We start from the raw sequence: 22564 nt of genomic DNA, 5'->3' as shown, positions 1-22564 counted from the left end.
CTGTCCACCGCCTCATCGATTGGCCAGCCCATTGACCTGTCGTTTCTTAAAGCTCAGCGTGGAGAACTTCCGTACGTTGACGCGTATAAGTCTTCCGCTCGGGCCGCTGAATGTTCTGGTCGGCCCCAACGCCGTGGGCAAGTCGAACGTGCTGCACATGTTCGACTTCCTCGCCACGGTGAGCCGGGACGGCGTCGAGCGGGCCGTCAGTGATAGTGGCGGGTTCGAGGAGTTGGCCTTCCGTGGGGGGAGGCGTCGGCGGGCGACGCTCCGCGTAGGCATTGAGGGCGTCTGGACCGACCATGCCTCTCCGTCGACGCCTGATCAGTACTCGCTGACGCTGCTCAACCGCCTCACGGCGGACGGCGAGTACGGTCTGTCCCGTCGGGAGTTCTTCGAGCAGCGCGCCGAGGCGGAGGAACCGTCAACAGTGCAGCTCTCTCAGGAGGGGTTGCACTTCTCCGGACCAGGAGAGCGCCCCGTAGAACCGCTGCGCGTCGGCAGGTACGAGACGGGGCTGCACTCCCGGCTGCCCGGCCTCCCCGACTGCCCCAGCAAGAAGGCTGTCCGCGACTTCGTGGACTCCCTCTCGTCCGTCCGCACCTTCGACGTGGATGTGCGGGCAGCACGCCGTGACTCCCCCATCGGCTTTCTCGGGGTCCGGCTCGACGACGACGCCGCGAACCTCGCCGATTTCCTCAACGAACTGCAGCGCGACGAGGATGCTTGGGAGTCCCTGCTGAAGGACGTGCGGACCATCATTCCTCAGATCGAGGACATCGTGGTCCGGCCCTCCTCCGTGGACAGGGTGAAGATCTCCCTCAAGGAACGCGGCCTGCGCGGGCTCACCTCGCTCAAGGATGCCTCGTTCGGAACAGTGCGGTTGCTCAGCCTGCTGGCGCTCTTCCACGATCCTCACCCGCCCGCGCTGACGTGCATCGAGGAGATCGACCACGGCATCCACCCGCACGGACTGGAGCTCCTCGCTCACCGCATCCGCGAAGCGAGCGACCGCACGCAGTTCCTCGTCACGACGCACTCCCCGGTTTTCGTCAACCAGATGACTCCGGAGGAGATCGTGATCTGCGAACGAAGCGAGGACGGTAGCTCCCGCGTGCCCGCGATCGACACCGAGACGATTCACGAGATCATCGAGGCCTCGGAGGGGCTGCCCCCTGGCGATCTCTGGTTCTCGGGAAGCCTGGGAGGGGACTTGTGACGCCTCGACCCCCGCACGCGAAGAGCGGCAAGGCAGGCAAGAAGGTGATCGCGCTCGCCGGGGAAAGCCGCTACGACAGGCAGGTGTTACGGCACCTGATCCCCGCCCTGCATCCCGGCCGTTGCCCTGACTTCGTAGAGATCAAGAAGCCCATCAAGCTGTCGCAGGCGACCACTCAGCTCACGCCCCGCGTCTACGAATTACGGCGCCTCGCGCAGAGCCAGGCGAAGTTGAAGAACGCCGCCCTGGTCGGTGTCGCCCTGCACGTGGACCTCGATCGCGTCACCGACGACAAGTACACGAAGGACCGCGAAACCATCGCAGCGGAGCTGAGGAGAGCCTTCACCTGCCAGTCAGCTCTGGCTCTGGCCGCCGTGGAGATGGAAGCGTGGCTTCTCCTCTTCCCGAAAGCATTCACCAAGTTCAGGGCGAAGTGGGTGATACCGGAGAAGGACCACAGGCGGGACTGCGGCCTGGAGAAGGACCCGAAGAAGTATCTCGAACGCGTCCTGGGCGGCCAGAAGTACAGCGAGACCGATGCGCCGGAAATCATGGAGAAGGCGGTCAAGCATGGGTACGTCACCGGCAGCCTGAGCGGTTCGAACCGCTCCTTCACTGATTTCGTGGACGAGTTGCAGACCTGGCGTTGACCAGTGTTCGAGGGTCCCCTGCCGCTCGCTCACCGGCAGCGGGGGACCCCGAACTGACAGAGTTCAGCGTGCCAGCGACGCGACGAACGTGGCCCACTCGGAGCGGGCCACGGCGAGCCGAGGACCGTTCTCCGCCTTGGAGTCCCTGACGTGCACGGCGGCGTTCGTCTGAGCCACCTCAACGCAGTTGCCGCCGCCGTCCCCGCTGTAGGTGCTCTTGAACCACGCCAGCGACAGGTCGGCGGTGGTCTGCTCGCGAGTAATCATCGAATCTCCCTCGTCAACTGCTCGATGAACCCGGTCCAACCGGAGCTGGAGATCGCAAGCTGCGGCCCCTCCACCACCTTGGAGTCACGAACACATACACCCACGGCTGCACGAGCCACCTCAACGCAGTTGCCGCCCCCCGATCCGCTGTAGCTGCTCTTGAACCACGCCAGCGGAAGCTCGACGTTGGTCTGCTGCTCAGTGGTCATCGTGTTCCTCCAACAACCGCTCGATGAACGCTGCCGATTCGTCGATGTGCAGCGCTTTCGAACGCAGCTTGCATAGCGCAGGTCAAGCGTGCTTACCCATGTTGGGTCGCTGACGACGTTGCCCAGGTCCTGTGACTCGATGTAAGCGAAGCGACGATGCTGCTCGGCCGTCTCCAGCAATACGAACGGACCCCCGAGCCCCGTGTGGTAGCCCGCAAGGCTCGGAGCGACCTGCACTTCCACGTTCCCCGTCGCCCGCAGCTTCAGCAAGTGACGCATCTGCTCCCGCATCACCTCGCCGCCACCGATCGGGTTGCGCAACGCTGACTCCCCAACGACGAAGGAGAACTCAACGTTGGGTGTTTTGGTGAGCAGCTTCTGCCTGCCCAGTCGAGCGTCGACATTCTGCTCGATCAAGCTCTCCGACATCTTGGGGCAATGGCCTTCGAACAACGCCCGCGCGTACGCCTCCGTCTGCAGCAGCCCCGGCACCAGCAGCGGCTCGTAGGAGTTGTGACTGACGGCGTCGAGCTCCAGGACGGCGAAGTCGCGGAAGAACGCCGGGAGCTTCGCGAAATCGACCTCTTCCTGCACCGCCTCCAGGACGCCGCCCGCGTCGAGGTAGCGTTCGGCGGCCTCGGTGAAGGCGGCTTTCGCGGGGCGGCGGCCCTGCTCGATGGAGGCGGTCTGCTCCAGGGAGTAGCCCACAGCCTCCGCGAGCTGTTCCTGGGTCACTCCGGCCTTCTTCCGCAGAAGCTTCAGCAGCTTCCCGTAGGCCACCCATACGCCCGGCCTGTTGTCGTTGCGCCGACCGGCGGTCCCAGGCTGCTGTTCAAGTTCTCGGCGCTTGGTCATCGCGCCCACCTCATCGCTCGCTCCGTGCGGTTACGGTCGCGGCCCGTACAGCGGTGGCATTCGCCCGTACCAACTGTTCGCGCACCATAGGCCGACCTGGGGAACGATAGTTGGGTGACGGGATCATCACCCTGTGAATACAGAAATTGAGGCTGCTCAGCCCGCCACCACTCAACACGGCTCCGAGTTGCCGGAGTTCTCCCTCCAGCTCTCCTCCACCCGCCGGGGTGCGCGACTGGCCCGGCGACTGGCCGTGCAGCAGTTGGACGACTGGGGGATTCCGTACGGCAGCGACGCCTCGGAGACGGCCGCGCTGCTCGTCGCCGAGCTGGCCTCGAACGTCGTGCGGCACTGCGGCAACATCGGCCGGGACTTCCGGCTGCGGCTCACCTGGGAGGCCGGAGCCGGAGCCGACACCCTCCGGGTCGAGGTGAGCGACGCCTGCGCGGACCGGCCGCTGCCGCAGCAGACCCGCCCCGAGCAGGACGGCACCGACCCGCCCGCCGAGTCCGGCTACGGGCTGCTTCTCCTCGACGCCCTCGCCGACCGCTGGGGCGTGAGGCAGCGCGACGCGATCGTGAAGACGGTGTGGGCCGAGTTCCGCGTCGCTCAGCGTCGCAGGGCGCGGATGACGTGAGTGAAGTGCTGATGGTTGCTGACCTGGTTCCACGTCGTCGCGTTGCCGACTCCGATGCTCCCGGCGCCGTGCGCGCAGTCCGTCAGCCACTCGTCACTCCAGCCGTCGTCCCTCCCCCGGTAGTCGGCGTCAGCGAGAAGGCGGCGGGCGGCGGCACGGATGGAATCGTGGCGGCCCTCGCCGCACGAGCGGAACTTGGCGAAGCGGAAGTCGGTCTCTGTCGTGTAGCGGATCGCACCCCACGTCGGCCCGCCACGGTTGCGGTCGTTTTCCTTCTGCACCAGTCGCAGGTCTTCGGCCGGGAGGGCTCCGTAGTCGCCGTAGCGCACACGCGGGCCGTACTCGCGGGCGGCATCGCGTATCTCGTGCCACAGGGCCCAGTCGTGTCGGGGCGCGTAGTCGTACGCGTCCAGGGGCAGTTCACGGAGGGCCTGTTTGGGCGAGGCGCCGGAGAGGACGGCTATGTGCCGCCACGGTGCGAGGGGGACGAGCGCGTCCAGCGCGAGCAGGGCCTGCTTGCCCGCGTCCGGTCGGTCGTCCAGCACCGTGTCGAGGTCCAGCAGCAGATCCACCGCCACGGGAAGGTCACCGGCGGCGGTGGAGCGCGCGAGGGCGGCGAGCAGGGTGCCGACCTCCCGTGCCCGCGTCTCGTCCCAACGGCCGGGCAGCGCGACGCGGATGCCGAGGCGCTCCCCGCCGCACGGTGAGACGGCGCTCGTCACCGCGAGGTCGTGCAGCCTCAGGGGACGGTCTGGCGCGGTGACGGGTGTCAGGGAGCCGACCGTCCACAGCTCGTGCAGCCTGCTGGTGACGGCCTCCGTGCAGTCCCCAAGGTAGGGGACGTCCAGCCAGGCTCCCGGGGTGAAGCGCCGGGAGCGGGCGACGTCGCGGAGCGCTGATTCGGGCACGCGCTGCAACGGCCTCTGCTCGTGCGGGGGCAGCGTCCACAGCGGTGCCGCGTACCGGCGCTCGGCCGGGGGCAGCCCGGCGAACGTACGGGCCGCGTGCGGCTTCAGCGGCAGTACGGGCACATACAGCGGTTCCGGCATGGCACGGCCCCTCCCCCGGTACCGGACGTACCCGGGTCGGCACGTCCCTCGGTTCCTCCGCCCGCATCCGCTGGAGCGCCGGGCAACGGCCGCCGGCCCACCGGCGGACGACCGACGCAGCGGCGGTATCCGGCACTCGTATCCGACACTCAGGGTGAATCGGGACGGACCGGCCGGGGAAGAGGGCGGCGCAGCGCGGGAGCGCGATCCGGCCACCGGCGCCGAATCGCGTCAGATGGACCGTTTTCGCTGGTCAGGCTGACTGTTCGGCGTCGTCCCGATACGGTGGGTGTGACAGGTGGGGTATGCAGGGACGCTGGAGGACAATCCGTGAGGCCGACGTTGGCCGCCGCGCAACTTCGCGGCAGTCTGATCCAGTACCTCACCACCACATACGCGCTCGCCGACGAGGACACCAGGCGGTCGCTGGAGCGGTTCCTGGGGGACCCGGAAGCGGGCATCTTCCGGGGCCCGTACCTGCGTATCCGTACGCCGTTCCACCAGGCCGAGGACGGGTGGCAGAGCGCGCTGGAGTGGCACCCCGACTGGACGCCGTACCGGCACCAGGCCAAGGCGTGGGAGCGGCTGAGCACGCTGCGCGGTCCGGCCGAGCCGACGCTGGTGACGACCGGCACGGGGTCGGGCAAGACCGAGTCGTTCCTGATGCCGGTGCTGGACCACTGCCGCCGCGAGCGGGCCCGGGGGCGAGCAGGCGTCAAGGCTGTCCTGCTGTATCCGATGAACGCGCTGGCCACCGACCAGGCGGGCCGTATCAGCGACTGTCTGGCGCAGCCGGAGCTGGCGCAGGTGACGGCCGGGCTGTACATCGGCGACCGGCCCGACACGGACTTCCGTCAGGTGATGACGCGGCGCGAGGAGATGCGCCGGACCCCGCCGGATGTGCTGGTCACCAACTACAAGATGCTCGACCTGCTGCTGCAGCGCGCCGAGGACCGGGCGCTGTGGCAGGACGCGGCGCTCCAGTACGTGGTGCTGGACGAGTTCCACACCTACGACGGTGCGCAGGGCACTGATGTGGCGATGCTGCTGCGCCGCCTGGCCGCCACGGTCGGGGCCGCGCGGCCCGGCCGGCCGCTCGGTGACATCTGCCCCGTCGCGACCTCGGCGACGCTGGGCGAGGGCGAGCCGTCCGACATTGCGGGCGGGGGCACCTCCAGCGGCCTGCTCCAGGTCGCGGAGCAGGTCTTCGGTACGCCGTTCGGGCCCGACGCGGTCATCACCGAGGAGCGGCAGGACGCGACCGCGTTCACCGGCGAGGTCGACTACACGCTGCCAGAGCCGCCCACCCCGAAGCGGGTCATCGAGGTGTCCGGGGGGCCGGGGGTCGAGTCGCGGCCCGAGTTGCTGGATCTGGATGGGCTGGCGCGGGAGATGCTGGATCGAACCGGGCTGGACGCCTTCCAGCTCGGGCGGATGCTCAAGCGGCACGACTTCACGCACGGCGTTCTGGCGCTGCTGGACGGGGAACCGCTGGACGAGTGGGGGCTGCGGGACCGGATGGCCCGGTTCGGGTACGCCTGGGCGCGCGCGGCGCGGGAGAATCCCCGGCTCGCGCTGGAGGCGCTCGCCCGCTTCGTGGCGCTGCTGTCCGTGGCGCGTGATCCGGAGTCGGACGAGAAGAACCCGCGCCCGCTGCTGCACATCGAAGCGCATCTGTGGGTCCGCCCGGTCACCCGGGTGCTGCGCGGGGTGGCCGGCGTTCCCGAGTTCCGCTGGCACGAGGACGACCGTGCCGCCGCACGGCGGGAGGCCGCGCTCAGCTCCGTGCTGAACACGCAGGCCGCGGGCGACGAGGAGTCGTCCGGCAGCGACAGTTGGCCCTCCTCCGACTCGCGGCGCCCTGATCCGCTGCCGGGCTCGGACACGGCACGGCGGCCGGCGCAGACCCATCTGCCTGCTGTGTACTGCCGCAACTGCGGACGTTCCGGCTGGGCGGCGCTCTCGCCCGAGGCGAGTCCGCAGCAGTTGGAGATGAACGCGGAGAAGATCTGGCGGGCCGGGCTGGGCCGGGACAAGTGGCGTATCCGCTACTTCATCTCCGCGACCGCCTCCGAGGCCCGCGAGGCGCTGGACGCGCTGACCGGTGACCGGCCCGCGTCGGGCGGGGTGGACCCGCAGTCGGTGGTGGTGCTGGACGGGGCGGGCGGCACCTACCGGATGCCGGTGGCCACGGACGCGGAGGAGCTGCTCGACGCCTGGTTCGCTCTCGCGCTGCTGGACAAGAAGACCGCGGACCAGGCGGCGAAGGACGACCGCTGCCCCGCCTGCCACACCGACAACGGCATCCGCTTTTTGGGCACGGCGCTGCCCGCACTCGCCTCCGCCGCGGTGACGCAGCTCTTCACCGGGGGCGAGGAGATCGCGCTGGCGGCGGAGGAGCGCAAGACGCTCCTGTTCAACGACTCTACGCAGGACGCCGCCCACCGCGCCGGGTACGTCGCCAACGCGTCGTACAAGTTCTCCCTGCGAACCCTGCTGGCCCACAACCTGGACGACTCCGGGGCGCCTTGCGCCCTCAACGAGCTGATCGGCAACGTGCTCGACACGGTGGACAACGTGGACGCGCTCGCCGCAGTCGTCCCGCCCGATCTGCACGGTGAGGCGGGTGTGGACCGGCTGCTGTCCGGGCGGGGGACCGGGGACGCGCGGACGTGGAAGCTGATCGGTGAGCGGCTGGCGTTCGCCACGGTCATGGAATTCGGGCTGCGGTCCCGGCTCGGGCGCACGCTGGAACTGACCCGTACGGCCGCCGCCGAGGTCGCGGTCCCGGAGCCGGAGCGGGTGGCCGCCCTCGCCCGGGACCTGCACCTGTCCCTGCCGGGGCAGCTCACCCTCGGCAACGGACTGCCGACACCTGAGCGTTATTCGGCGTATGTGCGCGGCCTGCTGGAGCGGATGCGGCTGCGCGGCGGGGTGCGGCACCGGTGGCTGGAGCCCTGGATCAAGGACGCGGGGGTCACCCGCTACCGGATCTGGGGCGGGCGCCCGGACGGCATGCCCGCGTTCCCGGAGGGTGTGGCGCCGCCCCGGTTTCTGCTCGGCCAGCCCAAGGAGCGCACGGCGTTCGACGCCCTGGCCGGGCGCGGCGGCTGGTACCAGGACTGGACCCAGCGCTGCCTGGGGCTGGACGCGGCGGGCGCGGCGGAGTACCTGCGCAGGCTGCTGCCGCTGCTCGCGGACGAGGGAGTGCTCTCCGTACGGACCGCGCTCGATCGGACGACCCGGGTCTACGGGCTGCAGCCGGGTCATGTGCAGGTGCGGTTGCTGGACGAAGCGGCCGTGAACAAGGCGTTCGTCAGCTGCGAGAGGTGCGGCTGGGAGCAGGTGGTGCCGCCCGAGCGGCGCACCCGCTGGTACGGGCACCCCTGCCCCCGCTACCGCTGCAAGGGGATGCTGACAGCCCCGCAGCCGCAGATGTCGCCCACTGGTACGGCTTCCGGCGCCACGGTTGCGGGACGGGACTACCGCGGCGACTACTACCGGAACCTCTATCTGACCGGCGGCACCTACCGCGTCGTCACCGCCGAGCACACCGGGATGCTGACCAGGGCCCAACGTGAGCGCGCGGAACGTACGTTCAAGGCCGGGTCCCACTACACCGACCCCAACGTCCTGTCCTGCACCCCGACACTGGAACTCGGCATCGACATCGGGGACCTGTCCACCGTGCTGCTCGGCTCGCTGCCCGACGGCCCGGCGCACTATGTGCAGCGGGCCGGCCGCGCCGGGCGCAGGACGGGGAACGCGCTCATCGTCGCCTTCGGCGGGCGGCGGGCCCGGGATCTCTACTATCTGGACGAGCCACGCGAGATGATCTCCGGGGACATCGTGCCGCCCGGCTGCTATCTGTCGGCAGTGGAGATCCTGCGCCGCCAGTACACGGCCCACCTGCTGGACCTCGCCGCGCGCGGCGAGGTCACCACGGCCGACGGTGAGGTGCTCCAGCCTCTCCCCCGCCTGGTGTCCGCGCTGTTCGGCACATCCGGCTGGTGCCAGGACCTGGCGGACGCGGCGCTCACCCACGGGGCGCGGCTGGTGGAGGAGTTCCTCGCGCTCTTCCCCGCGGGGACGGCGGAGGGCACCGGGGTGACCGAGCACGCCGCCGATGCGCTCCGTGAGTACGCGACCTCCCCGGAGGGCCTCGCCCGTTCGCTCCAGGAGGCCGAGGAGAGCTGGACCGCCCGGCGCGAGGAACTGCGGCGGCGTATCGCGGCCATCGACGAGTCGGTGGACGGGCTACTGCGCAGCGACCGGGAGCAGGAGCGCGAGCGGCGCGAACTGCTGGCCGAGCGGCGCACCACGGGGAATCTGCTGCGCGAGCTGAGCCACACCAGCGCGCACGGTGCGCTGGTCGAACTCGGTCTGCTGCCCAACTACAGCCTGTCCGACTCCACGACCCAGTTGGAGGGCACCCTCTACTGGACCGAGGAGAACGAGGAGGCGGAGGGCGAGGAACCGCGGAAGAAGTACCAGAGCGCGGTGCGGGACTATGAGCGTTCCCGCAAGCTGGCCCTGACCGAGCTCGCGCCGGGCAACAGCTTCTATGTCAACGGGTACAAGCATCTCGTACGCGCGCTGGACATCGGCAGCCCCGAACGGCGCGCCTGGTCGGTCTGGCGGCTGTGCCCGGCGTGCGGCTACGCACGGACCCGCAAGGCGCAGCAGGACACCAGTCCCTGCCCCCGCTGCGGCTCGCGGGAGATCGCGGACGCCGGCTGTGTGCAGCACGTCCTCGAACCCAAGCGCGTCATCGCCCGGGACAAGCGTGACGACGCGAGGGTGCGCGACGACCGCGAGGAGCGCGACCGCCGCCGCTACTCCGTCCTCACCACGGTGGACATCGATCCGGCCCGTCTCGTCCCCGGTTCCTGGCGGCACGATGCGGCGACCTTCGGCGCGGACTTCACCCGGCACGCGGTCATCCGCACCCTGAATCTGGGCCTCGACCGGCAGGACGGCAGCAGCACCGTGCCGCTGGCCGGGGAGGAGGTTCGGATCAACCCGTTCTTCGTGTGCACCAGTTGCGGGGGCGCCACGGCCAATGGGCGCCCCGTCGTCGACCGGCCGCAGCACGCGCTGACCGACTCCCTCGCCCGGTCAACGAAGGCAAGCGAACACCACCAGTTGTGGTGTCCCCGCAGGCGCGTGCATGGAGGAGTAGAAGCGCAGGGCAAGGGCGAGGACGTTCCGCTGCTACTCGTCCACGAGCTGGTCACCGAGGCGGTGCGCATCCTGCTGCCGGCCTCGGTCGCACGGGCCAACGAGCGCCTGGCGTCCTTCACCGCCGCGCTGTTCACCGGGATCGCCGCCCGCTACGGGGGCGACCCGGACCACATCGACATCGCCGCCGCCTCGATGCCCGACGAGGGGTCGGCGGACTGGCCGCGCCGGTTCCTGGTCGTCTACGACCGGCTTCCCGGAGGAACGGGATACCTGCACCGGCTTTCCTCCCCCACCGGTTTCCGCGAGGTGCTGGAGAAGGCCCGGGAAGTCATCGACGCCTGCCCGTGCCGGGACAAGGGCCTGGACGGCTGCCACCGGTGCCTGCTGCGGCGGGTGCCACCGGGTGACTACAACAGGGTGAGCCGTCAGGAGGTCCGGCAGATGCTGGACGAACTCCTGGGGCCCGACAGCACCCGTTGGAGTACCTCCGAGGTGCGTACGACGGAGCAGATCCCGCTGCACCAGCAGGCGGAGAGCGACTTGGAGGTGATGTTCCTCGACACCCTCCGGGAGTGGGCGGCCCTGCCCGAGTCCGCCGCCAGCGCGGACACGTACACCACTCCGGCCGGTGCCTACGCCCTGAACCTGCGGCTCACCGGTGACGACGGTACGACGCGCAGTTGGCGGGTCTCCCAGCAGCGGGTGCTGGACGGCACCAGGCCCGACGTGCTCTTCGAACGGCTGGACGCTCCCGGCCCGCGCGTGGCCCTCTACCTGGACGGCTACGCCTTCCACGCCTCCCGCACGCACAACAAGCTCGCCGACGACGCCGCCAAACGCACGAAGCTGCGTGCCGAGGGGCTGCGGGTCCTCCAACTGACCTACCGCGACGTGCGGGAGTGGCAGCGCAGGGTGCGGGATGTCGGTTACGCGGGAGCTGCTCCGCTCTCGGCGACGTGGCTGCCTTACGGTGACGAGGGCCGGGCCAGGGCCCGTACGTACTACGGGCGGGTGCGGGGCGGCATGCCCGGCGAGCTGTCCGAGACCGTGTGGGTGAACCCCGCCGTTCTGCTCACCTCCTACCTTCGGGCTCCCGACCCGGCACGCTGGCAGTGGCGGGCCGAGGCTGCCCTCGCCGGGCTGCTGGGCGCGGGGGCACAGGGCGGACCAGTGGGTCAGGACCGGCTGGTGGAGCACCTGGGAGCCGCCCTGCGAGGCGTCGCGCCTCAGCCGCAGCCGGGGGGCAGGACGAACCTCTACACCGCCCGGGACGCCTCAGGGTGCCGCATCGTCTGCGCTGCCGACGGGCGCCACACGCCTCCGGTGTGGAGCGGTCTGGCGGCGCTGGACGACAGCGACGAGATCTTCGGTGACGAAGAGCAGCACCGGCACCGCTGGGGGGCGTGGCTGTTCTGGAGCAATCTGCTGCAGTTCCTCGATCACGGCGAGGGGGACGGCGTACAGCTGACATTCGGGCAGCTCGCTGCCTTCCCGCTGGAAACGCTCGCTGTCACCGGTGGCACCGGGCTGCTGGAGTCGCTCCGTCTGGAGCTCGCGGCGGAAGAGGCCGAGTCCTCGTCCCAGCCAATGGCGCCCGCTCAGCCGGCGCCCGCCCTCGCCGCCGCGCCCCACGCGTCCAGGACGGGTGACGGCCACGCGCACGACCCCCGCTGGGACGAGATCCTCGAATACCTCGACCCGGACGAGCCCGGCCTCGCGAACCTCGCGACGGCCCTCGCGGACCACGACACCGTTCCGCCTCCGGAAGACGGCTACGAACTCGACCGGAACGGATGGATGGCCGAACTCGCCTGGCCGCAGGCGCGCATCGGGGTCGTGCTGGCTCCCTGCCCCGCGGCCGGTGAGGAGCACGATCCGGAGGCGGAGGACCGTGACCGCGCGTTCGCGGCGGCGGGCTGGGACGTGCGTCCGGCGTCACGGTGGATCGTGGGGGAGATCGCCGAACGGGTCGCGGGAACTGGTGGGCAGCCATCGTCCGGTGCAGCACGCCGCAAAACTCAAGCACATCAGGAAGATGGGGGGACGGCATGACTGCCGCCAATGTGACACTGCGCCTGCTCGACAAGGCGGACAAGGAGATCCTCAAGCTCCCCCGGTCCGTCAAGGGCGCGATCTACGACTTCCAGCACAAGTTCAAGAGCAATTCGCATGCCACCGGCCTCAAGCTGCAGCAGCTCAAGGGGGACAGCAAGCTGTGGTCGGCGCGGGTCAACGACGAATACCGCGCCCTGCTGCTGCAGCTCGGCAGCGACGACTGGCTCATCGTCTCCGTCCGGCACCGCAAGCACGCGTACGACAACCCCGAACGTCTCGCGTACTCCGTCAACCGGATCACGGGCGGCATCGAGTACGTCGACCTCGAAGTGGTCGAGGACAGCATCCTGCGCGGGCTGGCACCGGCAGAAACGCCGGCGGCACAGGAGTCCACCACCCCTCCGCAGGAGCCCGCAGTCGCTCCGGAACGCCCCACCTCGGCCGGGCCCGTGGAGGCCACGGAGCAACCCCCCGCTCTGTTCGCCGACTGGGACGCGGAGCAGCTCACCGACCTCGGCGTGGCCGAGCCGCTGGTACCGGTGATCCAGGCCCTCACCACCGAGGAGCAGCTCCTCGGTCTGATCGATTTCGCGCCTCAGCTCACCGGCGAGGTCCTGCTCGCGCTCTATGACGGCACCCCCTACGACGAGGTGCTGGAAAGGGTCACCGCGCCGGTCTCGGCATCGGAGCCGGTCGACCGCGAGGACCTGCAGGCAGCGGCCGAACGCCCGGCGACGATGGTGACGACCACCGACGAGGCGCTGCGCAACGCGTTGGAGGGCAGCAGCTTCAACCGGTGGAAGGTTTTCCTGCATCCCATACAGACCAAGATCGTGGAACGCGACTACTCCGGTCCTGCGCGGGTGGGCGGAGGGCCCGGCACGGGGAAGACGATCGTGGCCCTGCACCGTGTGAAGCAGCTGGCAGAACAGTTGCCCTCCGGCCACACCAAGCCCATCCTGTTGACCACCTTCAACAAGAATCTGGCCGCCGAGCTGCGTTCCCGTCTGCTGGAACTGGGTGGTGAGGCGCTGCTTTCCCGAGTGGACGTCAGCCACGTCGACCAACTGGCACTGCGGAGCGTCCGGGAGGCAGAACCCAACAGCCGAAAGCAGACGATCGACGACGCGCAGGCAGTACGGGAGTGGCGCGCGCTCCTCGACGAACTCGGCGAGTCCCGGTGGGACGCGGAGTTCCTGCACGACGAGTGGAGCCAGGTGATCCTCGGGCAGGCGATCCCCTCCCGGACCGAGTACTTCCGCGCCCGCCGGGCAGGCCGTGGCAAGAAGATCTCCCGCAGCGACCGTGCCGCCATCTGGCAGCTCGCCGAGAGCTTCACCCAGCGTCTCGACCGGCTGAGCCGACAGACCTGGGACCAGGTCTCCGAGCGGGCCGCCCGACTGGAGATGGAACGGGAACAGCGCATTCTCGCCGTGGAACGGCAGCGCGAAGACGCCGGCGGCCGGGACAACATCCACCTCCAGGACGGTTCACGCGGGTGGCTGCGATACCGCTACCGCCACATCGTCGTGGACGAGGCGCAGGACCTGCGGCCCGCCCACTGGAAGATGCTGCGCGCGATGGCCGCCCGGGACCGCAACGACATCTTCCTGGTCGGCGACACCCACCAGCGCATCTACAAGAACCAGGTGGCACTCGGGAGCCTCGGCATCAACATCCGCGGCCGATCGTCGCGGCTCAACCTGAGCTATCGCACCACGCGGCAGATCCTGCGCGACGCGCTGGGCGTCCTCGCCCAGGAGAAGTACGACGACCTCGACGGGAGTACCGAGACTCTCGCCGGCTACCACTCCGTGCTCAGCGGAGGGCACCCCCAACTTCGTCCTTGTGTCAACTGGGAGGCCGAGCGCCATGACATCGCGGAAGCGATCGCGGGGTGGGGGGACGTACCGCATGAGCAGATCGCGATCGCGGTGCCGACCAACCAGATGGCCAGCGAGCTCGCCTCCGTCCTGGCTCAGCACGGTATCCGCGCGGTCGAGATCGGCTCCGACGGGCCGCGTGGCGGCAGCGGGGTCCACATCGGCACCATGTTCCGGTTCAAGGGACTGGAGTACCAGCATGTGATCATCGCTGGGGCGAGCGACGGGCTGGTACCGCGTGCCGCCGTGGAACGGCTCCGCACGAATGACCCCGGACGCTATGCCCGGGAGATCCAGCGCGCCCGCTCGCTGCTGTTCGTCGCCACGACCCGCGCCCGCGACAGTCTGACCATCTCATGGCACGGTACCCCGAGCCCGTTCCTGAAGCCCTTGCTGAGCAAGCAGAGCTGAGGGTGGGGCCCCAGAGGGCATCGCTGCGCGGTGCGCTGGCGTTGCAGGCCAGCGCACCGCAATTGGGGACTCCGGTCTTTCTGAGACGACGGGAGCGACGTACGGCAGACGGCCGCACTGCGCCCAGGCGGCGACTATGCGCCGGTGATCTCACCGAGCAGGCGTTGGTCGCAGGTCAGGGTCAGGGCACGACCGTGCTGTCGCAGAGCTCCTGGTACGCCTGGGGTATGTCCGCGAAGCGCGATGATCGCCTGGATGGGGCCCCCTCTCGGGTGCGTCAAGTGGACGGCTACTCAGCTGTAAGCAGCAATTCCCCCGTCAACGCCGCAACCCGTGGAGCAACAGCCCCGCTCCCCCTCCCGACACACTCCATACCCACATGCGGCGGCGGGACGTGACTCAACGGTCACGGTCTGCCGTCGTTCGTCGTGTGTGGGGGTCGGTCCGAACGATGCGTGGGTCGGACGTTCGTCGGCGGGGTCGGTGGCGAGGAGCCTGTCTTTCATGTCGCCGAGCGTGCGGGGCATGGTTTCCGGCTCCGCTTCGGAGATGCGGTTGCCCGGGTGCGCGGGGCAGCGGCGCGAAGCCGCTGTGCGACGGCGCCCTTCTCCTGCCGGGTCTCGCTGATCCACTGGGCGATCTGGGCTGCGTCCGGCCCTGCGTCGAGCGCCGCTCGGTACCAGGTGAGGCGCGGCTCGCGGTTGGCAAGCTGTCGGCGGGCCTCGGCCAGCTCCGTCGGTCTGCAAGTCTTCCCGTCGAGTCCGTATCGATCGGCGACGGCTGGGTGGGACTCGCCCTGTGGACAGCGCTGATGCGGCCCCGTTCGACGGGGCGCCGTGGTTGCGTTCGGCCGACCGCTTCGCCGCGTCCGCCATCGGCCCGCGGCCCCAGGACCCCCGCGACACCGGACGGCCGATGACGGGGCTCCAGCTCGCCCGTACGCCGCGCCTCGGCGGCCTGCTGGGCGCGGGAGCCGCCCGTTCGCGGCGGTCCGCAGCCCCGGCGGCCTCGCCACGGCGCTGCGCTCGGCGGGCGCCTACCAGCACGCGCCGTTACCTGCCGGGGCCGACGTCCGTCCCGTGCACGGCCCCGTCGGGCTCGACGGGGCCGTGCACGGGACGGAGAACCTCTACGTCGTCGACGCGTCGGTGCTGCCCACCGCCAACGCCGACTGACCACCACGGCCGTGGCCGAGCACTGCCCCGCCCGCCGTGGTCGTCGTGGTCGCCATGAGGCGGCCCGCGCCGAGGAGTTGATCAGGCGGTGGCGATGGCCGGGTCGCTCACGCCCGGCTCGCCGGTCTCCACGTGTCCGGCCAGGCGGCGCAGGTAGGTGTCGTCGTGGTCGCTGAGGAGCCGCAGGTCGTACCAGCGCTTGGTCGCCCGGAGGTCGACGGTGTGGGTGAGCGTCTCGCCCGCGCGCACCGTGAGGGTCTCGCTCCGGCCGCCGTAGCCGTTGGTCAGGCGCAGGGTCGCCCTGGCCGCACCGGAGTTGGTGACCGTCAGCTCGATGCCGCCGGTGCCGGCCCGGTGCCGCGCGGTGACCTCGGGACCCGCCTCCGCCGCCCTGCCCCGGAAGGTGCGCAGGAACCCGTTGGGCCCGTGGACCGTGAGGTCGTAGGCGTCCTCGGACGCTTCCGTCGACCACGTGGCCGAGAGCGTCTTTCCGGCCTCGGTCGAGTACACCCAGGGGCCGTCGGTGCGGTTGCCGGAGGTCACGTGGAAGTGCGCGCCGGCCTTCTCGCCGCCGCCGAAGGTCAGCGTCAACCTGCCCTGGGCCGCGTCGAGTTCGCCGTCGACCGCCGGGGCGTACGGCAGCGGCCGGGTGCGGCGACGGCCCTTCTCCTGCCGGAGTGCCTGCGGGGTGTCGGGACGCGGGGGGTTGTAGGAGTCGTGCCGCTCGTTGTCGGTGGGCTCGTACTCGTCGACGTCCGGCAGTTCGGGGCGGCCGGTCTCCTTGAGCGAGAAGTCGAAGGCCGAGGTCAGGTCGCCGCACACGGCCCGGCGCCACGGTGAGATCTTCGGCTCGTGGACGCCGAAGCGCCGCTCCATGAAGCGGATGATCGAGGTGTGGTCGAAGGTCTCCGAGCACACGTAGCCGCCGGTCGACCACGGCGAGACGACGAGCATCGGCACGCGCGGGCCCAGACCGTAGGGTCCCGCCTGGTTCTCGGCGTCGCCCTTGTAGTGGTCGGCCGCGGTGTCCATCGTCGCGTCGCCCTGGTCCTCGGTGGCGGGCACGTAGGGCGGGACCACGTGGTCGAAGTAGCCGTCGTTCTCGTCGTAGGTGATGAACAGGGCCGTTCTGCTCCACACCTCGGGGTTGGAGGTGAGCACGTCCAGGACCTGTGCGATGTACCAGGCGCCGTAGTTCGTGGGCCAGTTGGGGTGCTCGTCGAACGCCTCGGGCGCGGTGACGTAGGAGACCTGCGGCAGCTTGCCCGCGCTGACGTCGGCGCGCAGGTCGTCCAGCAGCTCACCGCTCTTCTTGATCTCGGTGCCACGCCGCGCCTTCTCGTACAGCGGCTCGCCCGGCTTCGCCTTGCGGTAGTTCTCGTTGTAGAGCAGCGTGTTGCACCCGTAGGCGCCGATGTAGGCGTCCTCGGTCCAGCCCCATTCGCCGGCGCCGTTCAGGCCGTTGCCGATGTCCTGGTAGCACTTCCAGGAGATCCCGGCCTCCTCCAGCCGCTCGGGGTACGTGGTGCCGCCGTTGCCCGGTTCGTCGCCGGAGACGACCTGTCCGCCGATCCCGTCCTCGTCGCCGCCCTGGTAGCCCGCCCACATGTAGTAGCGGTTGGGTTCGGTGTTGCCGATGTACGAGCAGTGGTAGGCGTCGCACACGGTGAACTTGTCGGCGAGGGCGTAGAAGAACGGGATGTCGTCCCGGTTCATGTGAGCCATCGTCTCTTCGGACTTGGCGGCGATCCAGCCGTCGTACGCGCCGTCGTTGAGCGCCTTGTGGCTGCCGTTCCAACTGTGGTCCAGGCCCGCGAGGAACTTCATGCCGAGGTCCTCGTCCTCGGCCCGGTAGGGCAGCACCTCCGTTCCGGAGCCCGGCTCCGTGGGCTGGTGGAAGACCGACTTGCCGTTCGGCAGCGTGACGGGCCGGGGGTCGCCGAAGCCGCGTACCCCCTTCATGGCGCCGAAGTACTGGTCGAAGGAGCGGTTTTCCTGCATCAGGACCACGACGTGCTCGACGTCCTCGAGGGAGCCGGTGCGGCGCGCGGCCGGGATCGCCGCGGCCCGGTCGATGCTGCCGGAAAGCGCCGCAAAGCCCGCAGTTGCTCCCGTGATCTGCAGGAAGCGACGCCTGTTCAGTTCGGCCATGACGAAGAACCTCGCAAAGGTGTGCGTGACGGTAAGGACTCGTGAAGCCTGCCAAGGTCACAGCCATTGCGAAAGACTCATGTCTACTGGATGGTGCTTCACGTCACTTGCCGGGAAAACACTGGACCCGCCGCTCTTGCCCCGTACGGAAGTTGGCTCGCGTTTTCAGGTGCGGATGAGCGAACGGCAGCGCATCGGGCGAGTTGACGCGGCGCGTCGCCCGTCCTGCCGGCCCCGCCCTAGGAACCTTCCGTCGACAGCGAAAGGGCCGGAACAGGCGACGTGGTAGCCGTTGGGCTGGGGGCACGGTGGGTCGACTACGGCCCGGCGAGCGCCTTCGGGGCGGCGTTCCGCCGTGTCACCGGGCTCACACCCGGCTCCGAACGAGCGTGCCGCCCGGCCTTCCGTCAAGAGGCCGACCGCCAACTCCCCTTTCCCACGCACGTGTTGGCCGCCTCAGACCTACAGAGACGCACGCACCTGCCCCGATCCCCGCAACTTCCGTCCCAGCCGGTCGATTGCGACGCAACCCCTCTTAACCTAAAGTACCAAGGCAAGCCTTACCTAATTGGTTTGCGCGAGTACGGTGCACAGCTCCACGACGGCATCCCGGGTCCCAGGCGTGCGAGGAGGGCACCCAGCCATCTCGAAAGTGGAGAACAAGTTGATAGGTTCGCATCGCCTTCGCCTGCTCACCGCCGCCGTCGCAGTTGCGGGGCTCGTCCTCACCGGTTGCGGCAGCGGTTCCTCCGACTCCGATGAGAAGAACAAGAACACGAAGGGAAGTTCGGAGTCCTTCCCCCTCACCGTCGAGCACGCCCTGGGGAAGACCACCCTTCCCGAGAAGCCCGAACGCGTCGCCACGGTGAACTGGGCCAACCACGAAGTGCCGCTCGCTCTCGGCGTCGTGCCGGTCGGCATGGCGGCGGCCAACTTCGGCGACGACGACGATGACGGCGTCCTGCCCTGGGTCGACGAGCGGCTGAAGGAGCTGAACGCCGAGACGCCGGAGCTCTTCGACGAGACCGACGGCATCGACTTCGAGGCCGTCGCCGACACCAAGCCAGACGTGATCCTCGCCGCCTACTCCGGGCTGACCAAGCAGGACTACAAGACGCTGAGCGAGATCGCGCCCGTGGTGGCGTATCCGGACGCGGCCTGGGCGACCCCGTGGCGCGACATCATCCGGCTCAACAGCAAGGCGATCGGCCTCGCCGACAAGGGCGAGAAGCTGATCACCGACATCGAGAAGGACATCGACAAGACCGTCGCCAAGTACCCGCAGATCAAGGGGAAGTCGGCGATGTTCATGACGCACGTCGACACCAAGGACGTCAGCAAGGTCAGCTACTACACGACGCACGACACCCGGACGCAGTTCTTCGAAGACCTCGGGATGAAGATCCCGAAGAGCATCGCGAAGGCGTCCAAGGGCACGAAGAAGTTCGCGCTGACGCAGAGCGCCGAGCAGATCGACGCGTTCGACGACGTCGACATCGTCACCGGATACGGCGACGACAGCGGCAAGCTCCTGAAGACGCTCCAGAAGGACCCGCTGCTCTCCAAGATGCCGGCGATCGACCGCGGCTCGACCTACCTGCTGCCGAGCACCGAGCCGCTGGGGACCGCCGCCAACCCGACCCCGCTGTCGATCTCGTGGGTGCTCGACGACTACGTCGCCGCGCTCGCCAAGGCCGCGGACAAGGTCAAGTGACGGCAGTAGACACCCGATCCGCGCCGGACGCCGCCGTGTGGCGGCGTCCGGCGCGGACACGCGTGCTCTGGCTCCTCGTCGCGGTCCTGGTGCTCGCCGCCGTCATGGTGGCCTCGCTCGCGCTCGGCTCCAGGACCGTCGCCTGGTCCGACGTCTGGATGGCGCTCACAGGCGCGAGCGACGGGTCGTTGGAGCAGGCCGCGGCGACCAAGCGCATCCCCCGGACGCTCCTCGCGGTGGCCGTCGGTGCCGCGCTCGGGCTGGCGGGCGGCGTGATGCAGGGCGTGACGCGCAACCCGCTCGCCGACCCCGGCATCCTCGGCGTCAACATGGGCGCCTCGCTCGCGGTCGTCTCGGCCGTCGCGTTCTTCGGGCTCTCCTCCGCGACCGGCTACATCTGGGTGGCGATGGCGGGCGCCGCGGTCTCGGCGGCCTTCGTCTACACCGTCGGCTCGCTCGGGCGGGGCGGGGCGACGCCGCTGAAGCTCGCGCTCGCGGGCGCCGCCACCTCGGCCGCGTTCACCTCACTCGTCAGCGCGGTCATCCTGCCCAGGAACGACATCGCGGGGAGCTTCCGGCTCTGGCAGATCGGCGGGGTGAGCGGTGCGTCCTTCGACCGACTCGGGCAGGTGCTGCCCTTCCTCCTCGCGGGCTGCGTCCTCAGCCTGCTGTCCGCCCGGACGCTCAACTCGCTCGCTCTCGGCGACGAACTCGCCGCGGGGCTCGGCGAACGCGTCGCCCTCGCCAGAGCGGTCGCCGCGCTCGGGGCCGTCGTGCTGTGCGGGGCTGCGACGGCGGCCGCGGGGCCGATCGGCTTCGTGGGGCTCATCGTGCCGCACACCTGCCGGCTGCTCGTCGGGGTCGACCACCGCTGGCTGCTGCCGTTCTCCGCTCTGCTGGGTGCGGTGCTGCTGACGGTGGCCGACGTCCTGGGACGCCTCGTCGCCCGGCCCGCCGAGGTCGACGTGGGCATCGTCACCGCGCTGGTCGGCGGGCCCTTCTTCATCTACATCGTCCGTCGGCAGAAAGTGCGTGCCCTGTGAGCGTCCAAGTCTCCGGCCCCCGGGCCGCGACGGTCGAGGCCGTCCGCCGCGGACGCGTCAGGCGTGCCTCCCGGCGCCGTGCCGTGGTGCTGGTGCTCGCGCTCCTCGTCGTCGCCGCGTTGGTGCTGAGCCTGATGGCCGGGCAGTCCTTCTATCCGCTCGACGACGTGGTGCGGGTGGTCATGGGCGAGGACGTGCCGGGGGCGTCCTTCACGGTGGGACGGCTGCGGCTGCCGCGTGCGGTCCTCGCCGTGGTGGCGGGGTTCAGCTTCGGTCTGGCGGGGGTCACCTTCCAGACGATGCTGCGCAATCCGCTCGCCAGTCCGGACATCATCGGCATCTCCTCGGGCGCGAGCGCCGCCGCGGCGATCGCGCTGGTGACGCTTTCGCTGAGCGAGACGGCGGTCTCGGTCCTCGCCGTCGTCGCGGGACTCACGGTCGCCCTGCTCGTCTACTCGTTGGCGTTCCGGAACGGGGTCGTCGGCACGCGTCTCATCCTCATCGGCATCGGCATCTCGGCGATGCTCGACAGCGTCACCTCCTACGTCCTCTCCCGGGCCGCCGAGTGGGACCTCCAGGAGGCGATGCGCTGGCTGACCGGCAGCCTCAACGGAGCCGCCTGGGAGCAAGTGGTGCCGGCCGCCGCCGCGCTCGTCCTCCTCGGCCCCGTCCTGCTCACGCAGGGGCGCAATCTTTCCGCCATGCAGCTCGGCGACGACACCGCCTCCGCGCTCGGGGTGCGCGTCGAGCGCAGCCGCGTCACGGTGATCGTCGCGGCGGTCGGGCTGATCGCCTTCGCGACGGCGGCCGCCGGGCCGGTCTCGTTCGTGGCGTTCCTCTCCGGGCCGATCGCGGCGCGGATCGCAGGGCCCGGCAGGTCACTGCTGGTGCCGGCCGGGCTCGTCGGGGCGCTGCTGGTGCTCGTCGCCGACTTCGTCGGGCAGTTCGCCTTCGACAGCCGCTACCCGGTCGGGGTGGTCACCGGCGTGCTCGGTGCGCCCTACCTCATCTACCTGATCGTCCGCACCAACAGGGCCGGAGGCTCGCTGTGACCACCTCGCACTCGCTCGCCGCCGAGCACCTCACTCTCGGCTACGCCGACCGGACCGTCATCGAGTCGCTCGACCTCGCCGTATCGGCGGGCCGGGTCACGGTGATCGTCGGGGCGAACGCCTGCGGCAAGTCGACGCTCCTGCGCGCGATGTCCCGGCTGCTCACGCCCCGCGAGGGCCGCGTCGTCCTGGACGGCAAGGAGGTGCACCGCCTGCCCGCGCGGCAACTGGCGCGCACCCTCGGACTGTTGCCGCAGGCGCCTGTCGCGCCCGAAGGGATCACCGTCGCCGATCTCGTCGGGCGCGGGCGCCATCCGCACCAAGGGCTCATGTCGCGCTGGAGCGACGAGGACGACGCCGCCGTCGCCGCCGCGCTGGAGGCCACCGGAACCGTCGAGCTCGCGGACCGCTCCGTGGACGAGCTGTCGGGGGGCCAGCGCCAGCGGGTCTGGATCGCGATGGCGCTCGCCCAGCAGACCGACCTGCTGCTGCTCGACGAGCCCACCACCTTCCTCGACGCCAGCCACCAGGTCGAGGTGCTCGACCTCCTCACCGACCTCAACCGCACGCGCGGCACCACCATCGTCATGGTCCTCCACGACCTCAACCTCGCCGCCCGGTACGCCGACCACCTCATCGCCCTGGCAGCAGGGCGGCTCCACTCGACCGGCGCCCCCGACACGGTGCTGACCACGGAGTTCGTCCGCACGGTCTTCGGCCTGGACAGCCACATCATCGAGGACCCCGTCTCGGGCAGGCCGCTGATGCTCCCCATCGGCCGCCATCACGTCCTGCCGGGGGTCGCCGCGACGGCGGACGAGCCGCACGTCTGAGCCGTCGGGTGCGGCAAGTCCGCTTGTACGGGGGCGCGTTGAGCGGGGCGGCGGTCAACACGTCGTGACACCGGTGGAGTTGCCGCGTCGGGCGGACGAGGGAGGTCTCGCCACCGCGTCGCTCGCCCGGGGCTGACGGCGTGCCCCCGCACGAGCGCACCGATCACGGCGGCGAAG

General features: G+C 70.0%; 14 protein-coding genes. 10 read left to right on the top strand and 4 right to left on the bottom strand.

All coding sequences use genetic code 11. The annotated features are described in order from the left end of the window. Positions 1–58 precede the first annotated feature (58 nt). Positions 59–1219 carry an AAA family ATPase gene (locus F603_RS0100695; RefSeq protein ID WP_245600652.1) on the top strand — a complete coding sequence of 387 codons (1161 nt, stop codon included), beginning with the start codon at positions 59–61 and terminating at the stop codon, positions 1217–1219. Next, complete coding sequence (locus F603_RS0100690; protein ID WP_019544103.1) at positions 1216–1869, top strand: hypothetical protein; 654 nt, start codon at positions 1216–1218, stop codon at positions 1867–1869. The genes F603_RS0100695 and F603_RS0100690 overlap by 4 nt, the downstream gene beginning before the upstream one ends. A gap of 63 nt (positions 1870–1932) precedes the next feature. Here F603_RS0100690 and F603_RS0100685 read toward each other — a convergent pair whose 3' ends face one another. Both F603_RS0100685 and F603_RS31340 read right to left on the bottom strand, forming a co-directional pair. Next, positions 1933–2136, bottom strand: a complete 204-nt coding sequence (locus F603_RS0100685) for a DUF397 domain-containing protein (protein ID WP_019544102.1) — start codon at positions 2134–2136, stop codon at positions 1933–1935. Continuing rightward, positions 2133–3200 carry a Scr1 family TA system antitoxin-like transcriptional regulator gene (locus tag F603_RS31340; protein ID WP_342665883.1) on the bottom strand — a complete coding sequence of 356 codons (1068 nt, stop codon included), beginning with the start codon at positions 3198–3200 and terminating at the stop codon, positions 2133–2135. The genes F603_RS0100685 and F603_RS31340 overlap by 4 nt, the downstream gene beginning before the upstream one ends. Positions 3201–3333: 133 nt before the next feature. Here F603_RS31340 and F603_RS0100670 point away from each other — a divergent pair, with 133 nt between their 5' ends. Continuing rightward, positions 3334–3837: an ATP-binding protein gene (locus F603_RS0100670; protein WP_425426935.1), complete on the top strand. Its 504-nt coding sequence runs from the start codon at positions 3334–3336 to the stop codon at positions 3835–3837. On the opposite strand, the gene F603_RS0100665 is transcribed toward F603_RS0100670, so the two are convergent. Further along, the gene (locus F603_RS0100665; protein WP_019544100.1) at positions 3810–4886 is read right to left on the bottom strand and encodes a beta family protein; all 1077 of its coding nucleotides are present in this window, start codon (positions 4884–4886) and stop codon (positions 3810–3812) included. The two genes, F603_RS0100670 and F603_RS0100665, sit on opposite strands and share 28 nt — an antisense overlap. A gap of 330 nt (positions 4887–5216) precedes the next feature. Here F603_RS0100665 and F603_RS0100660 point away from each other — a divergent pair, with 330 nt between their 5' ends. From F603_RS0100660 to F603_RS34920, 3 genes are all read left to right on the top strand, one after another. Next, a complete protein-coding gene (locus F603_RS0100660) occupies positions 5217–12122 on the top strand; it encodes a DEAD/DEAH box helicase (RefSeq protein WP_019544099.1) in 6906 nt (2301 codons plus the stop codon). Continuing rightward, a complete protein-coding gene (locus tag F603_RS0100655; RefSeq protein ID WP_037955092.1) occupies positions 12119–14419 on the top strand; it encodes a UvrD-helicase domain-containing protein in 2301 nt (766 codons plus the stop codon). The genes F603_RS0100660 and F603_RS0100655 overlap by 4 nt, the downstream gene beginning before the upstream one ends. A 1079-nt stretch (positions 14420–15498) precedes the next feature. Further along, positions 15499–15594, top strand: coding sequence for a GMC oxidoreductase (locus F603_RS34920; RefSeq protein WP_019544097.1), 96 nt, complete (start codon positions 15499–15501; stop codon positions 15592–15594). Positions 15595–15675: 81 nt separating this feature from the next. Here F603_RS34920 and F603_RS0100645 read toward each other — a convergent pair whose 3' ends face one another. Further along, on the bottom strand, positions 15676–17745 hold the full coding sequence (locus F603_RS0100645; RefSeq protein WP_019544096.1) for a phosphocholine-specific phospholipase C: 2070 nt from the start codon (positions 17743–17745) through the stop codon (positions 15676–15678). Between the two features lie 667 nt (positions 17746–18412). Here F603_RS0100645 and F603_RS0100640 point away from each other — a divergent pair. From F603_RS0100640 to F603_RS0100625, 4 genes are read left to right on the top strand one after another with little or no spacing between them, the layout of a single operon-like run. Then, complete coding sequence (locus tag F603_RS0100640; protein ID WP_026328028.1) at positions 18413–19459, top strand: iron-siderophore ABC transporter substrate-binding protein; 1047 nt, start codon at positions 18413–18415, stop codon at positions 19457–19459. Next, a complete protein-coding gene (locus F603_RS0100635) occupies positions 19456–20502 on the top strand; it encodes a FecCD family ABC transporter permease (RefSeq protein ID WP_026328027.1) in 1047 nt (348 codons plus the stop codon). Before F603_RS0100640 ends, F603_RS0100635 begins: the two co-directional genes overlap by 4 nt. Then, positions 20499–21554, top strand: a complete 1056-nt coding sequence (locus tag F603_RS0100630; protein WP_019544093.1) for a FecCD family ABC transporter permease — start codon at positions 20499–20501, stop codon at positions 21552–21554. Before F603_RS0100635 ends, F603_RS0100630 begins: the two co-directional genes overlap by 4 nt. Continuing rightward, positions 21551–22387 (top strand): ABC transporter ATP-binding protein, encoded by an 837-nt coding sequence (locus F603_RS0100625; protein WP_019544092.1) that lies wholly within the window; start codon positions 21551–21553, stop codon positions 22385–22387. Before F603_RS0100630 ends, F603_RS0100625 begins: the two co-directional genes overlap by 4 nt. Positions 22388–22564 lie beyond the last annotated feature (177 nt).

It is taken from the genome of Streptomyces sulphureus DSM 40104, assembly GCF_000381025.1.
In the GTDB taxonomy this organism is placed as follows: domain Bacteria; phylum Actinomycetota; class Actinomycetes; order Streptomycetales; family Streptomycetaceae; genus Streptomyces; species Streptomyces sulphureus.
The sequence above is the reverse complement of the archived record's forward strand: the minus strand, read 5'-3'. Positions and strand labels throughout refer to the sequence as shown.